This is a genomic window from Mycobacterium nebraskense, from assembly GCF_002102255.1.
In the GTDB taxonomy this organism is placed as follows: Bacteria; Actinomycetota; Actinomycetes; order Mycobacteriales; family Mycobacteriaceae; genus Mycobacterium; species Mycobacterium nebraskense.
Genome location: NZ_LQPH01000138.1, coordinates 78,784 through 92,556 on the forward strand (window position 1 = coordinate 78,784; position 13,773 = coordinate 92,556).

At 67.2% G+C, this 13,773-nt stretch carries 9 protein-coding genes; 5 read left to right on the forward strand and 4 right to left on the reverse strand.

Annotated elements, in window-relative coordinates; genetic code table 11:
- The first annotated feature begins 227 nt into the window (after nucleotides 1-227).
- The 3 genes from AWC17_RS18800 to AWC17_RS18810 are packed head-to-tail and all read left to right on the forward strand — an operon-like array spanning nucleotide 228 to nucleotide 6,762.
- Complete coding sequence (locus tag AWC17_RS18800) at nucleotides 228-1,064, forward strand: transglycosylase SLT domain-containing protein (protein ID WP_197083357.1); 837 nt, start codon at nucleotides 228-230, stop codon at nucleotides 1,062-1,064.
- Nucleotides 1,065-1,066: 2 nt separating this feature from the next.
- Complete coding sequence (gene eccB, locus AWC17_RS18805; protein ID WP_046182534.1) at nucleotides 1,067-2,554, forward strand: type VII secretion protein EccB; 1,488 nt, start codon at nucleotides 1,067-1,069, stop codon at nucleotides 2,552-2,554.
- Between the two features lie 2 nt (nucleotides 2,555-2,556).
- Nucleotides 2,557-6,762, forward strand: coding sequence for a type VII secretion protein EccC (locus AWC17_RS18810; RefSeq protein WP_046182533.1), 4,206 nt, complete (start codon nucleotides 2,557-2,559; stop codon nucleotides 6,760-6,762).
- Here the strand turns inward: AWC17_RS18810 and AWC17_RS18815 are convergent.
- Together AWC17_RS18815 and AWC17_RS18820 are read right to left on the reverse strand one after the other, a co-directional pair.
- On the reverse strand, nucleotides 6,737-9,604 hold the full coding sequence (locus AWC17_RS18815; protein ID WP_046182543.1) for an MMPL/RND family transporter: 2,868 nt from the start codon (nucleotides 9,602-9,604) through the stop codon (nucleotides 6,737-6,739). The two genes, AWC17_RS18810 and AWC17_RS18815, sit on opposite strands and share 26 nt — an antisense overlap.
- Complete coding sequence (locus tag AWC17_RS18820) at nucleotides 9,597-9,977, reverse strand: hypothetical protein (RefSeq protein ID WP_046182532.1); 381 nt, start codon at nucleotides 9,975-9,977, stop codon at nucleotides 9,597-9,599. The genes AWC17_RS18815 and AWC17_RS18820 overlap by 8 nt, the downstream gene beginning before the upstream one ends.
- Before the next feature lie 133 nt (nucleotides 9,978-10,110).
- Here AWC17_RS18820 and AWC17_RS18825 point away from each other — a divergent pair, with 133 nt between their 5' ends.
- On the forward strand, nucleotides 10,111-11,328 hold the full coding sequence (locus AWC17_RS18825) for a sensor histidine kinase (RefSeq protein WP_046182531.1): 1,218 nt from the start codon (nucleotides 10,111-10,113) through the stop codon (nucleotides 11,326-11,328).
- Nucleotides 11,329-11,339: 11 nt separating this feature from the next.
- A complete protein-coding gene (locus tag AWC17_RS18830; RefSeq protein WP_046182542.1) occupies nucleotides 11,340-11,990 on the forward strand; it encodes a response regulator transcription factor in 651 nt (216 codons plus the stop codon).
- 3 nt (nucleotides 11,991-11,993) lie between these two features.
- Here AWC17_RS18830 and AWC17_RS18835 read toward each other — a convergent pair whose 3' ends face one another.
- Nucleotides 11,994-12,275: a hypothetical protein gene (locus tag AWC17_RS18835; protein ID WP_141224685.1), complete on the reverse strand. Its 282-nt coding sequence runs from the start codon at nucleotides 12,273-12,275 to the stop codon at nucleotides 11,994-11,996.
- A 148-nt stretch (nucleotides 12,276-12,423) separates the two neighbouring features.
- The gene (locus AWC17_RS18840) at nucleotides 12,424-13,773 is read right to left on the reverse strand and encodes an aromatic ring-hydroxylating oxygenase subunit alpha (protein ID WP_046182530.1); all 1,350 of its coding nucleotides are present in this window, start codon (nucleotides 13,771-13,773) and stop codon (nucleotides 12,424-12,426) included.

The following is a 13,773-nucleotide window of genomic DNA, read 5'->3' on the forward strand; positions in this document are numbered from 1 at the left end:
TGGAGGTGAGTGGTCGGGTAATGCGCCCGGCAGTAGGGTCGCTACGTAATCAAGCGAGCTTGGGTTGCTCGCTATTGACAGCGGAACCGCCGATTCGTGCATGCTATTGATACGGATTTTTCGCGGCCAAAGGGTGTGGGAGTAGTAGCTCGAGTGTCCGGAATGGATGCGGCGCCGAGGGGGCGCAGAAGCCGGTTAGAGCGGGGAAGGCGTTGACCGATCCGATCATGACCGAGGCGGTGGCAGCGTTGTCCCGCGGCCACGGTCTGTTGGCCGGCGACGTCATCGGCGCCCGTGTCGGCACTATGCCGGAACACCTTTACGAGGACGCGACCCGCAGCCTTCCCGCCGGCGCAGCGAAAAGGTCGACGCACGCGCTGAACGAACTTCGCCGGTCGAGCGACACCGACCGCGAGCTCGCGCGAATCTTTACGGCGGCCGGGGCCGACCACGCGTACGCACGGACGGCGACCCGTGCGGTCCTGGACGACGCGAAGGCTGACGCGCCATCGGCGGCCGATACCCCAATGGCGCGTCGCGAAGCGATGGCCCGGATGGCGGCGAGGTTGCGGGCTCAGCACCGCCACATCATGAACGTGCGTCGGCGGGCGCGGCTGCTGGCGTTGCGGCTGCGGCGCCTGCGCTACCGGCAAAGGCGGACGGCGATGCGAGGCGACCGGGCCAGCGGGCGGGCGGCGGTAGTCGCGGCGATCCGCAAAGCCTTGGATATCAAGGGCATTCACGACCCGGCCGCGCGTGCACGCTGGGAACGCGGCATGGATTTGGTTGCCCGCCGCGAGTCCAACTACGACGCCAACGCGGTCAACGATTGGGACTCCAATGCGGCACGGGGCACACCGAGCAAGGGCGCCTGGCAGTTCATCGGGCCCACGTTCGCGGCGTATCACCAGCCGGGAACGTCGCGCGACATCCGCAATCTGGTGGCGCAGGCATGCGCGTTCATCAACTATGCGATGGGCCGCTACGGCGTTGCCGCGGACGCGACCAATTTGGCTGATCTGATTCAGCAGGCCGATCCTCGCCGATCACCGAAGGGGTATTGAGCATGCCGCTGAGTTTGTCGAACCGCGACCAGAATTCCGGTCACCTGTTCTACAACCGACGGCTGCGGGCGGCCACCACCCGGTTCTCGGTACGGATGAAACACGACGATCGCAAGCAGACCGCCGCGTTGATGTTGTCGATCCTGTTGGTGGCCATCGCCGCCGGATGGATGCTGTTGCTGAACGTTCTGAAACCGACTGGCGCAGTTGGTGAATCATCAATCATCGGCGACCGCGATTCCGGCGCGATCTACGCTCGCATCGACGGCCGGCTTTATCCGGCCCTGAACCTGACGTCCGCCCGGCTGGCCACCGGGACGGCGAACCAACCGACGTGGGTGAAGCGCAGCGAGATCGCGAAGTATCCGACCGGGCCACTCATCGGCATTCCGGGTGCGCCGGCCGCGATGTCGGTGAATCGGGGCGCGATTTCGGCGTGGGCCGTGTGCGATACGGCGGGGCGTCCGCGCAGCGGGGAGAAGCCGGTCGTCACGTCAATCGCGGGCACGCTCAACGGCGGTGGCCGCGCGGCACCATTGGCCGAGGATGCCGGCGTGCTCGCCACGTTCGAGGGCAACACCTACGTGATCTGGGGCGGCAAGCGTTCGCAGGTCGATCCGGCCAGCAGGGCGATCACCTTGAGCCTGGGGCTCGATCCCGGAGTGACGTCGCCGGTTGAGATTTCGCGCGCGCTGTTCGACGGGCTGCCCGCGACCGAACCGCTACGCGTGCCGGACGTGCCCCAGGCGGGCGCGCCGTCGACGTGGGTCTCGGGTTCACAAGTGGGCGCGGTGTTGCAGGCCCAAACGGCCGGTGGCGGCAAGCAGTTCTACGTACTCCTGCCCGACGGGGTGCAGAAGATCACCAGCTTCGTCGCCGATCTGCTGCGCAGCGCCAACTCCTACGGGTCGACGGCACCCCGCGTGGTGACGCCGGACGTGTTGGTCAACATCCCCCAGGTGAACTCGCTGGCCGTGGACTACTATCCGACAAGGCGCCTGAATTTCGTTGACACGGCAGCTAATCCGACCACGTGCGTCGGCTGGGAGAAGGCCTCGACGGATCCGCAGGCCCGGGTCGTCATCTATAACGGGCGGGGCCTTCCGGCGTACTCGTACCTGGACGACCGGATCGTGCGCCTGGTGCGTGACGACCGCGACCCCGGGTCGGTAGTAGCTAACCAGGTGCTGGTGCTGCCGGGGGCGGCCAACTTCGTCACCTCGACCAGCGGGGTCGTCACGTCTGATTCCCGCGAATCGTTGTTCTGGGTTTCCGACAACGGCGTGCGTTTCGGCATCGCCGCCAACGACGAGACGATGCGTGCGCTCGGGCTCGACCCAGCCTCGGCGGTACAGGCGCCGTGGCCGTTGCTGCGCACTTTCGCTGCGGGCCCGGCCTTGTCGCGGGAGGCAGCGCTCGTGGCTCGCGACACCGTGCCGGCGCTCGGCAAGGCAGCCGTGGTGACGACATCAGCGAAGGTGGGAGGCTAGGGATGTCCAAGAAAGCGTTTCCCATCAACCGGGTCAAGATCGAACCGCCGAAACCCGTTCGGGTAGCACCGAATGCGCCGATCGCTCTGCCGGAGCGCGAGCCCCGCAACATCTGGGTGATGATCGGGGTGCCCGCGCTGATCGTTGCGCTCATCGGCACCATCGTCATGCTCTACGTGTCCGGTGTGCGCAGTCTGTCCACCGGGTTCTTCCCCTTGATGGGCATCGGCGCGTTCAGCATGCTGGCGTTTTCCGGACGCTTCGGGCGGGCGCGCAAGATCACCTGGGGCGAGATGGAGAAGGGCCGCCGCCGCTACCTTCGCGACCTCGACTCTAACCGCGATGAGATCCAGACCGCGGTGTGCGCGCAGCGGGAATGGCAGAACGCGTTGCACTCGGATCCGCGCGGGCTGGGGGCAATCATCGGCGGCCCGCGGATGTGGGAACGTGGACGCGGAGATGTGGATTTCCTCGAGGTGCGGCTGGGCACCGGAGTGCAGCACGCACCCGACTCGGTGTTGTCGGTGACCTGGCCCGACATCGCCTCCGATGAGGAGCTCGAACCCGTCACAGGACAGGCGCTGCGCGATTTCATCTTGGAACAGCGCAAGATTCGCGACATCGCCAAGGTCGTCAACCTGCGGTCGGCGCCGGGCTTCAGCTTCGTCGGCGACGACCTGGACCGGCTGCGCTCGCTGATGCGTTCGGTGCTGTGCTCGCTGGCGGTGTTCCACAACCCGCGTGACCTGAAACTGATGGTGGTCACCCGCAACCCCGAGATCTGGTCGTGGATGGTGTGGCTGCCACACAACCTGCACGACGAGCTGTTCGACGCGTGCGGCTGGCGGCGGCTGGTGTTCGCCACGCCGGAGGAGCTGGAGGAGACCCTCGGCGCCGAGCTGCACATGAAAGGAAAGCGCGGCGCGTGGACGCCGCTGGCGGCGGCCAGCCCGACCGCGATGGGATCGGCACTCGAAACCGGCGGCGACGGTGTGGATCTGGGACCGCACCTGGTGATCGTCGACGACAACACCGGCAGCCCCGACGCGTGGGAGAGCGTGGTCGGGCAGGTCGGCAAGGCGGGAATCACCTTGCTGCGCCTCGCATCCCGGGTGGGCACCGGCGTTGGCTTCGCGCAGGACCAGGTCTTCGAGATGGGCGAACGGCACAGCGCACCGGTCAACGGCGAAGTCAAATTCGGCCGAAACGGCTTCGACGCTGAGGGCGAAGACGGGCGCCCGGCACCCCTGCTGAGGGTGCGCGGCAAATTCTTCGCCCATGCCGACCAGCTTTCGATCCACCGTGCCTACCGGTATGCGCGCGCGATGGCACGGTGGTCACCGACCAGCCGTAGTGAGATCGCCGATTCGGCCGGCGGCGCAGCCGAGTTGCTGCGCGGGCTGGGCATCATCGATCCCCGCGAACTGGACGTCGATCGGTTGTGGGCCGAGCGGCGCGGCCGCGGCGACGAGCGGTGGTGTGAAATCCCGGTCGGCGCGAAGCCCACCGGCGAGTTGCAGAACATCATCATCCGTGCGAAAGACTTCGGCGGCTTCGGGTTTCACTCCGTCGTCATCGGTACCAGTGGCTCGGGCAAGTCGGAGTTCTTCCTGTCGCTGGTCTACGGCATCGCGTTGACGCACTCACCGGAGACGTTCAACGTCATCTTCGTCGACATGAAGTTCGAATCGGCGGCCCAGGACATTCTTGGCCTCCCGCACGTGGTGGCCGCCCTGTCGAACCTCGGCAAGGACGAGCGACATCTGGCCGAACGGATGCGCCGTGTCATCGACGGCGAGATCAAGCAGCGCTACGAGCTGTTCACCTCGGTGGGTGCGCGTGACGCCAACGACTACGAAGAGATCCGGCTCGCCGGACGAGACCTACCGCCGGTGCCGGTCCTGCTCGTCATTGTCGACGAGTATCTGGAACTCTTTGCCAATCACGAGAAGTGGATCAATCTGATCATCCACATCGGGCAGGAGGGCCGCGGCGCCAACGTCTTCTTCATGTTGGGCGGGCAGCGGCTGGACCTGTCGTCGCTGCAGAAGGTCAAGTCCAACATCGCGTTCCGGGTAGCGCTGCGCGCGGAGTCCGGTGACGACAGCCGTGAGGTGATCGGGTCGGACGCGGCCTACCACCTGCCGTCGAAAGAGAACGGGTTCGCCCTGCTGAAGGTGGGGCCGCGCGACCTCGAGCCATTCCGCTGCTTCTACCTCTCGGCTCCCTTCGTGGTGCCCAAAGGCAAGGAAGTCGCGACCACCGTCGACATGACCCTGACCAAGCCGCGGCTCTACAACTGGCAGTACCAACCACTGGAGGCGGCTGACGCCGCGGCGCTGGAGGCCGCCGCCGCCGTCGACACCGAGCCGGACGAATTCCTTTACCACGATGACGGTTTCAAGCGGAAGAAGATCGTCGACGTCCTGCGAGAGTCGTTGCAGCACGTTCCGCACCGGTCGCCGCGCCGGCCGTGGCTCGAGCCGCTTGAGGACCCGGAGCCCGTCGACGTTCTGGTGTCGGCCTACCGCGGCAAGCCGTGGCATGTGGACTACGGCCAGAACGGGGGGCTGATGTTCCCGGTGGGCGTCATGGACATCCCCGAGGAGTCCAAGCAGATCGTGCATGCGATCGATGCGCTGCGGAGCAACGTCATCGTGGTGGGCGCCAAGCAGCGCGGCAAGACGACCACCCTGATGACGCTGATGTGTTCGGCGGCAACGATGTACAGCCCGGCGCGGGTGACGTTCTTCTGCATCGGCGGGGCGACCCTGGCCCAGGTGGCGTCGCTGCCGCACGTCACCGACATCGTGTCGCCGAAGGACGCCGAAGGCATCGAGCGGATCTTGAGCAGCATGGACGCCTTGATCGACGCGCGCGAGGACTCGTTCCGCCGGCTGAAGATCGACCTCGACGGCTTCCGCGAGCGGCGGTTCGCAGCGGGCAGCGACGGGCTGGGCGGCACCGACCCCAACGATCCCTTCGGCGATGTGTTCGTGGTGGTGGACGACTACGACGACGTGTACTCGAAAGACACCGTCTTGGGGGATCGCATCATCTCGTTGAGCAGCCGCGGCCCCGAGTACGGGGTGCATGTGATGTGCAGCGCCGGCGGGTGGATCCACGGGCAGCGGCAGAGCCTGCTGCAAAACGCCACGGCGCGAATCCAATTGCGACTGGCCGACCCGAGCGAAAGCCAGATGGGGCACTCATCGCTCGAGTCGCGTGACGCCGCGCGGCGCACGCTGAGCCGGCCGGGCTTTGGTCTGACGGACAGCCTGCACGAGCTGCGGGTCGGCATCCCGGCGCTGGCCGACCCCGCCACCGGCACGCTGGTGAGCATCGTCGACGTCGGCGCGCAGATCGCCGATGTCGCGGGAGTGACGAAACACGCGACGTTGCAGCGGCTTCCGCAGCGGGTCGAATTGCGGGCAATTCTGGAGTACGACGCCGCGCATCCGAGCGGCGACGATCTGTCGATCGCGTTCGCGATTGGCGAGCGTCACGAGCTCGGTCCGGTCCCGCTGAAGCTCCGGGAAAGCCCGGGCTTGATGATCCTGGGCCGGCAGGGCTGCGGCAAGACGCTGTCGCTCGTTTCCATCGGCGAGGCGATGATGAGCCGGTTCGGGCCCGAGGAGGCGCAGCTGACGCTCATCGACCCGAAAACGGCTCCGCACGGTCTGCGGGATCTGACCGGCCCGGGCTATGTGCGCGCGTATGCCTATGACCAGGACGAGATCGATGAGGTGATCACCGAACTCGCGCAACAGGTCCTGCTGCCCCGACTGCCCCCCAAGGGCTTGAGCCAGGAGGAGCTGCGCGCGCTCAAGCCGTGGGAAGGCGCCCGGCACTTCGTGCTCATCGACGACGTCCAAGACCTGCGCCCGGACCAGAGCTACCCGCCCAAACCCCCGGTGGGGGCGGCACTGTGGAAGCTGATGGAACGCGCCCGGCAGATCGGCCTGCACGTGTTCACCACCCGCAACAGCGCGAACTGGGCGACGCTGCAGATGGATCCGTGGATGCGGTTCCAGAACTCGGCGAAGGTGGCACAGCTGTACATGGACAACGATCCGCAAAACCGGATCAACCGTTCGGTCCGCGCCCAAGCGCTGCCGCCGGGGCGTGGCCTGATGGTGAGCGTCGACGGTGACGTCGAAGGCGTGCTGGTCGGGATGCCGTCTACGGCCGCCATCCCGCAGCGGTAGCAACCGGAACCGGCTGCGGCTCGGGCGTTTCCACGGCAACGCTGGCCCGGCGGGGTATTGTGCGCGGCCACCAGAACCAGCGGCCCAGCAGCGCCACGATGGACGGCACGATGAACGCCCGCACCACCAGGGTGTCCACCAAAAGCCCCACCGCGATGGTCGTCCCGATCTGGGCGATGCTGAGCACGCTGCTGCTCAGCAACGCCAGCATGGTGAGCCCGAAGACGATGCCCGCAACGGTGACCACTCCGCCGGTGCCGCCGAAGGCGCGAATGATGCCGGTCTTAAGTCCCGCTGCCGCTTCTTGTTTGATCCGCAACGCCAGCAGCAGGTTGTAGTCCGCGCCGACGGCGATCAGCGCGATGAACGCGATCAGGGCGACCGCCCAGTGCAGATCCTGGTGAAGCAGGTGCTGCCAGATCAGCACGCTGGCACCGACAGCCGACGCGTACGAGGTGACGACGGTCCCGACGACGACCAGCCCCGCGACCGGGCTGCGCAGCATCGCCGTCACGATCAGAAAGATGAGGACCAACGCGGCGCCCACGAGCAGCTTGGTGTCGCCGGCGACGAACCGCTGTAGATCGGCGGTCACCGGGCCGACGCCGGCAAGGTCGACCTCCGTGGGGGTCAGGGTGCCTTCCTTGGTGGCCTCCTTGATGGCGGCGCGGACCTGGTCTGCCCGCTTGGCCCCGTCGCCACCCCACTCCGAACCATCGCCGTACACCAGCAGGTAAGCGGCACGGCCATTCTCGGAGATCAGGTGACCCAACGCGGCGGTGTACCGCGGATCGGCCAAGGCCCGCTGCGGCAGGTAGAAGTCCGCCGCCGCGCTGCCCTGAAATTGTGTCGCGATCTCGTTCAGGTAGTCGGTCAACTGATGCATCTGGGGTCCGAGCGTATCGGTCAGACCCAGTAGGTCTTGGGTGGCTGAACGAGCTTGCCCCAGCGCGTCTTTCATCGACGTCACGCTCTGCGGCAGACCGGACATCGCGGTGGCGGCCGTGCTCGAGCCGCTGGTGAGTTTCGCGGCGCCGGCGTTAAGCCGCGTCGACGTCTGCACCAGGCTATCGACCGGCTGCAGCACTCGGTCGACCGTCGAGCAGATCGGATTGGCGGCGCAGTCAGGGGTTCGCCCGACGAAGTCCCGTAACGGATCGAGGTAACCCGACACCGTCGTGACGTTTCGCTGCAGGCCGTCCATACCGGCGCGCATGTCCTCGGCGGCACCGGACATGTCGGCCAACCCCGCACTGCCGCCTCGCAACCCATTCCCGAGGCCGTCCACCGCGAGCTGGGTCTGCGCCAGCGCGCTGTCCAGCTCGGAGACTCGCTTGAGGCGTTGGGTCAGCGAATCCATGGTGTCCCCGAACTGACGGCCGAGCACGCCGGCCTGATAGCTCAACGTCGCCTGTTCGGGGACCTTACCGTCGGGACGGCTCGCGGACTGGACCGCGCGCACACCCGGTACGGCCATGACGCGGCGCGTGATCCGCTCGATGGCTATCAGGCCGGCCGGGTTGCGCAGGTCATGGTCGGCCTGGATCGCGATGACATCAGGCAACAAAGAATTGGCCGCAAAATGCCGGTCGGCGCTGACGTAGCCGCGGTTGGAGTCGGTGGACGATGGCGTGGCGGCGGGTTCGTTGAAGCCGACCCGCATGCCGGCCAGCGGCAGCGCGACCAGCAGGGTCAACCCGCCGGCGGTGACCAGGACCGGCCCGGGCCAGCGCGCCACCGTCGTTCCGACGCGACGCCAGCGCCGCGCCGTCCTCGACGGCCGCGGTTCGAGGTACCCGCGGCGTATCGCGAGGCTCATGAGCGCTGGCGTCAGGGTCAGCGCGGCAACCATGGTCGCCAGAATGCCGATGGCGCACGGCAACCCGGCGCTTCGGAAGGAACCCACCTGGGCGAACACGAGGCACGCGAGTGCCACCGAAACGGTCAGCGCCGATCCGATCACGACGGGCGCGATGGAACGGTAAGCCTCCGCCAGCGCTTGGGCCGGTGTGACGCCGCGGCGGCGGCCCTCGTGGTAGCGGCCGACCAGGAAGATCGCGTAGTCGGTGCCGGCACCCAGCGTCATGGCCGCCATCAACGCAACCGAAAACAGCGACACCTCAACCACATTGGACTGCCCGAGGGCGGCGACGACCGCACGGGCCAGCGCAAGCGCGAGTCCCACCGAGATTAGTGGAATCGCGGCCGCGATCGGCGATCGGTACACCGCCAGCAGCAGAAGCAGGATGAGACCGATGGTGGCGGCGGTGATTCCGAGCATCTGTCGATCGATCGCGGAGAATTCGTCGACGATCGTGGCGCCGGGCCCGGTGACATGGACTTCCAGGCCGGCCGGCGGCGCCAGTCTAGCGACGGTGGCGCGGACAGCGTTCACCGAATCGCGCGCCTGCGCGGTGCCGAGCATGCCGGCGAGCCGCACCATGACGCTGACGGCTCGCCCGTCCGAACTCTGCGCGCCGGCGGCCGTGGCGGGCTGCGACCACAGGTCGGTCACCGCGTACACGTGACGCCGATCGGAACCCAGCGCCGTCGTCATCGCGTCGTAGAACTGGCGGTCGCGTGGAGTCAGCTTCTGATTGCGTTCGAGCACAACGTAAACGAAGTTGTTGCTCGGGGTCTGATCGAACAACTGGGCGGCCCGCGAGGCGGCGACAGCGCTCGGCGCGTCGGTGGGCATGAAGGACCGGGCGTGTGAATCGACGACTCGCTCCAGTTGCGGGACCGCAAGGTTCGCGGCCGCCGCCGCCAGGACCCACAACCCGACGATCAGGACCGCGGAGCGACCCGTGACCCGCGTCAGTATTCCCTTTCCGTCATGCAACGGTCTGCCGATCACCGGTCGGTCCACCGAAGAGGCCCACGGCGACGTACTCGCCCCGGCACAGGGAGCGCACCCGCAGGGATCGCCGGGAGCCCATCCTGACCAAGGCGTGCAGGCCAGGCTCGGCGTCCTCGAGATCGGCTCGCACGTCTTCGGCCGACAACCCCTCATGGGCCGCCTGATCCAGCTTGGCCACCAGCATGGTGATCCAGCGCTGTCCCAACGAAAGCAGCAGGCCCTCCTCGTCGCCGAACAGCCGAGGCACCTCGGGTGAGTTGGCGACCAATGCAAGTGCCGCCTCAGGGTCGGTGTCGGCGGCTTTGATCACGTCGGCCATGAAGGCCATCCGGTCGTGCAGCAGTGTCCATGTCATGACTCGACGCTAGGAAATCGGCCGGCTGGTGCGCGTCGTGCCGAAGTGCAGTCTTTGCCTCCTACCACGGGCGGAGGCACTTGCCGCCCACGGCACGATGTGAGCGGGTGGCGCGCTCTTTTAGGATTGGACAATGTTGCGTGCTGCAACGAGATACTTGCGCGAACAGTTTCGCCGGCGAGGCGAACTGATTCCCGTCGGTCTCACCTGGGCGTCGCTTCTCGCCGTCGATGTCAGCCATGTCGGCGGCGGGGTGATCGCGATCCTGCAGCGCCCCTCCGCCGACCTGCCCGTCGGGCTGGCCGCGTTCGCGGTGTCCATCGCGCCGACGCTGGTGTTCTTCTTCCTGAACACGAAGCTCAGCCCGGTGTTGATGTGGGCGACCTGGTCGACGGCCACCGCCATGATGCTCTTCGGCACGTCGACCCCCATTCACGCCGATTTCGCCCCGGCGCTGCTGGTGCTGATGGTGTTGTCCATTGCGACGTTGAGCTCCATCGCGGGCGGATTCCTGGCCGCCACGTCGGCGGCCGCGCTGCTGCTGGCCGCCTCCGCACTGCACCGGCTCGACGCGGTAGTGCTGTACCTGGCTTTCGTCGGGGCGGGGTGGCTGCTCGGTTACGTGATGCGCACCCAACGGCTGCTGCTGGCCGAACAGATTGAGGCGCAGAAGATGTTGGCGGAGCACGCGGCCGCCGATGAGCGGCGTCGCATCGCCCGCGAGGTGCACGACGTCATCGCCCACTCGCTGAGCATCACCTTGCTGCACGTGACTGGCGCCCGTCGGGGACTGCAGCAGGATCGCGATGTCGATGACGCGGTCGAGGCGCTCGAACAGGCCGAGCGCCTCGGCCGGCAGGCGATGGCCGACATCCGGCGCACCGTAGGACTCCTGGACAGCTCGCCGACAAAATCCGCACAGACCACGCCCGAACCCGGCATCGACGACGTCGGCGTCCTCGTCGCGGATTTTCAGCGTGCCGGCCTGGACGTCACGCTGCGCATCGACGGAGCCACCGGACGCGCCTCGGCGGCGGTCGGCCTCGCGCTGTTCCGCATCACCCAGGAATCGTTGACCAACATCGCCAAACACGCGCCCGACTCGAAATCGACAGTGGCACTGAATGTCTCGGCGTCGTCGGCGAGCCTCACGGTCGACAATCGGTTACCGGTGGCGATCGCCGCTCCGCATTCCGCTGAAGGGCGCGGGTTGCGCGGCATGCGCCAGCGCGTCGAGCTGCTGGGCGGGGCCATCGACGCTGGCCCGACCGACGACGGATGGTCGGTGCGTGCCGACATACCGCTGCACGAAGGTGACACCGGCTGGCGCCCGTGGTGGTGCAAGTTGTGATCCCACACAGCCTGGAGACCCCCGAGATCACCGTCCTGCTCGTCGACGACCAGGAGCTGGTGCGCTCGGGGCTGCGCCGGATCTTGCGCCGCAAGGACGGCTTCGCCGTCGTCGCGGAATGCTCCGACGGTGACGAGGTGCCCGCAGCGGTGGCCGAGCACCGGCCCGACGTCATCGTGATGGATCTGCGCATGCGCCGAGTCGACGGCATCGAGGCGACGCGCAGGCTCCGGGGGACGCCGCCGGTGCTCGCACTGACCACATTCAACGAGGACGAGCTGCTGTCCGAGGCGCTGCGCGCCGGGGCTGCCGGCTTCGTGCTCAAGGACTCCTCCGCCGAGGAACTGATTCGTGCCGTGCGGGCGGTCGCCAGGGGTGACAGCTACCTGGATCCCGCGGTCACCGCGCGCGTGCTGACCACCTACCGCAAAGCCGCTCCCGGTCCTCGCGGCACCGCGATCGCCGAGTTGACCACCCGCGAGCTCGACGTGTTGACATTGATCGGCGGGGGCCTTTCCAACGCCGAGATCGCCGACGAACTCTGCATTTCCGGCGTCACGGTCAAGAGCCATATCGGCCGGATCTTCGGAAAACTGGACCTGCGGGACCGCGCGGCGGCGATCGTGTACGCCTACGACAACGGCATCGTCGTCCCGCGCTGAGGGTTAAAGAGGCGCGCCCTGCTCCGCGAGGTTGAGCAAGAGGTAAGCCATGCACATCAGGAAGTTCAACACCACCAGGACCAGCCCGGCGAACATCAGTGAGCGGGTGCCCTGTCGCTTCAGCCGCTTGTACCGCGCGATGCGCGTTTCACGGTCGAACTGCAGCGCGATCAATGCGAAATTCACATCCGTCACTTCATGAGCCGCAAGGGGCGCCCCCGCCAGCATCTCCCGCAGGCGCTCCGGCGCCGTGCGGACGCCGACCCGCGCGAAGTTCTGGCACATTCGCCGCGCGCGTCTTCGCGCGAGTGGTTGATATCGCATCTGTAGCTGATGCGCGAGTTGCCCTCGGTCGTCCCCCCACGGGTTTGACGGGGTCATCACGAGACGGATTCTAAATCGCATCCGACGGATTACGGCGTGTCTACACGAATTATGTTGGCGGCGGTTGATTCGTCGTGCCACCGCTCATTCGCTCAGACTGGGGCAGGTCCAGATAACGCTCGAGGTTGCGGTGCATGTTGATCACGCGCCGTTCCTCGCTGGACAGCACCAAGTGGGTGAAACCCGGCTGATGCATGCCGCGCTGCAGGCCCGCGAGCACCCGGATGTCCTGGGTGAGCACCACGCCGGGCTCGGCCTCGCCGGCGGTCACCCGGACGTCGGTCGGCTTGGCGCGGGCGGCGCCCGGCGGCATCCGCGTCATCAAGAACATGACCAGCTCGCCTTGATCGGGATCGCGGCCGGGCCGCGAGCACATGACGGTGAGGTGGTCGGCGTTGGCCAGCAGCGTCATGTTCGGGAAGACGTTGTACTGGTGCAGCCGGGTGATCCGGTCGGTGTCGGCCCAGTCGAGGGCGACCCCGCGGGTGGCGGCAAACGCCCGGGTGTGCTCGGCGATCAGATCCTGGACCGTCTGCCCGGGCCGGCGTTTCTCGGTGGGAAAGGGGGTGCCTTCGGCCGCGCCCATCAGCGCGCCCTGCGTGTAGACGTAGGCGTCCCAGACCTCTTCGTCGCTCAGCGCGCCGTCAAAGCGTGGGCTCTGCACCCCGTAGGGCTGGTCGGATTTGCCGGTGTGACCCCAGATCTGTTGCGGCGCATGGATGTCGTCGACACAGCGCAGCAACTCCGGGTGCAGCGTCTGAACGTGGTAGGTCTCGCTGTAGCCGTCGGCGATCGTCTTCCAGTTGGCGTCGACCTCGACGGTCAGCGTGGCGTAGCAGCGGAAGTCACTCAGCCGGCACCAGGCGATGTCGTCGGGCACCGCCTCCAGGTACTCGAGCAGCGGCATCGCGTCGAGGTCGAGATTGACGAAGACGAGTCCCTCCCAGGTGTCCACTCGAACTGGCACCAGCGGGAAGTCGGACATCCGCAGCGACCCGAAGCCCTTGCGGTTAGGCACCCGTTTGAGCATGCCGGCCAGGTCCCAGGTCCAGCCGTGGTAGCCACACTTGAGCTCGCGCAGCCCCGAGCCCGACCCCACGCACACCGAGTTGCCGCGGTGGCGGCAGACGTTCTGGAAGGCGCGCAGCACGCCGTCGTCACCGCGGACGATCAGCACCCCGTACGTACCGCAGCGGTACTCGAAGTAGTCACCCGGCTCGGCGACGTGGTCGACCATGCACGCGAGCTGCCAGACCTTCGGCCACATCCGCTCGACCTCGAGCGCGGCGAACGCCGGCGAGTAATACCGCTGCGCCGGCACCAGGGTCGGGCTATCCGGCGGGGTGCCGATCGCGTCCTCGTCGCGGGTGCGGGTCGGGTTGCCGGCGGGCGCGTTCAT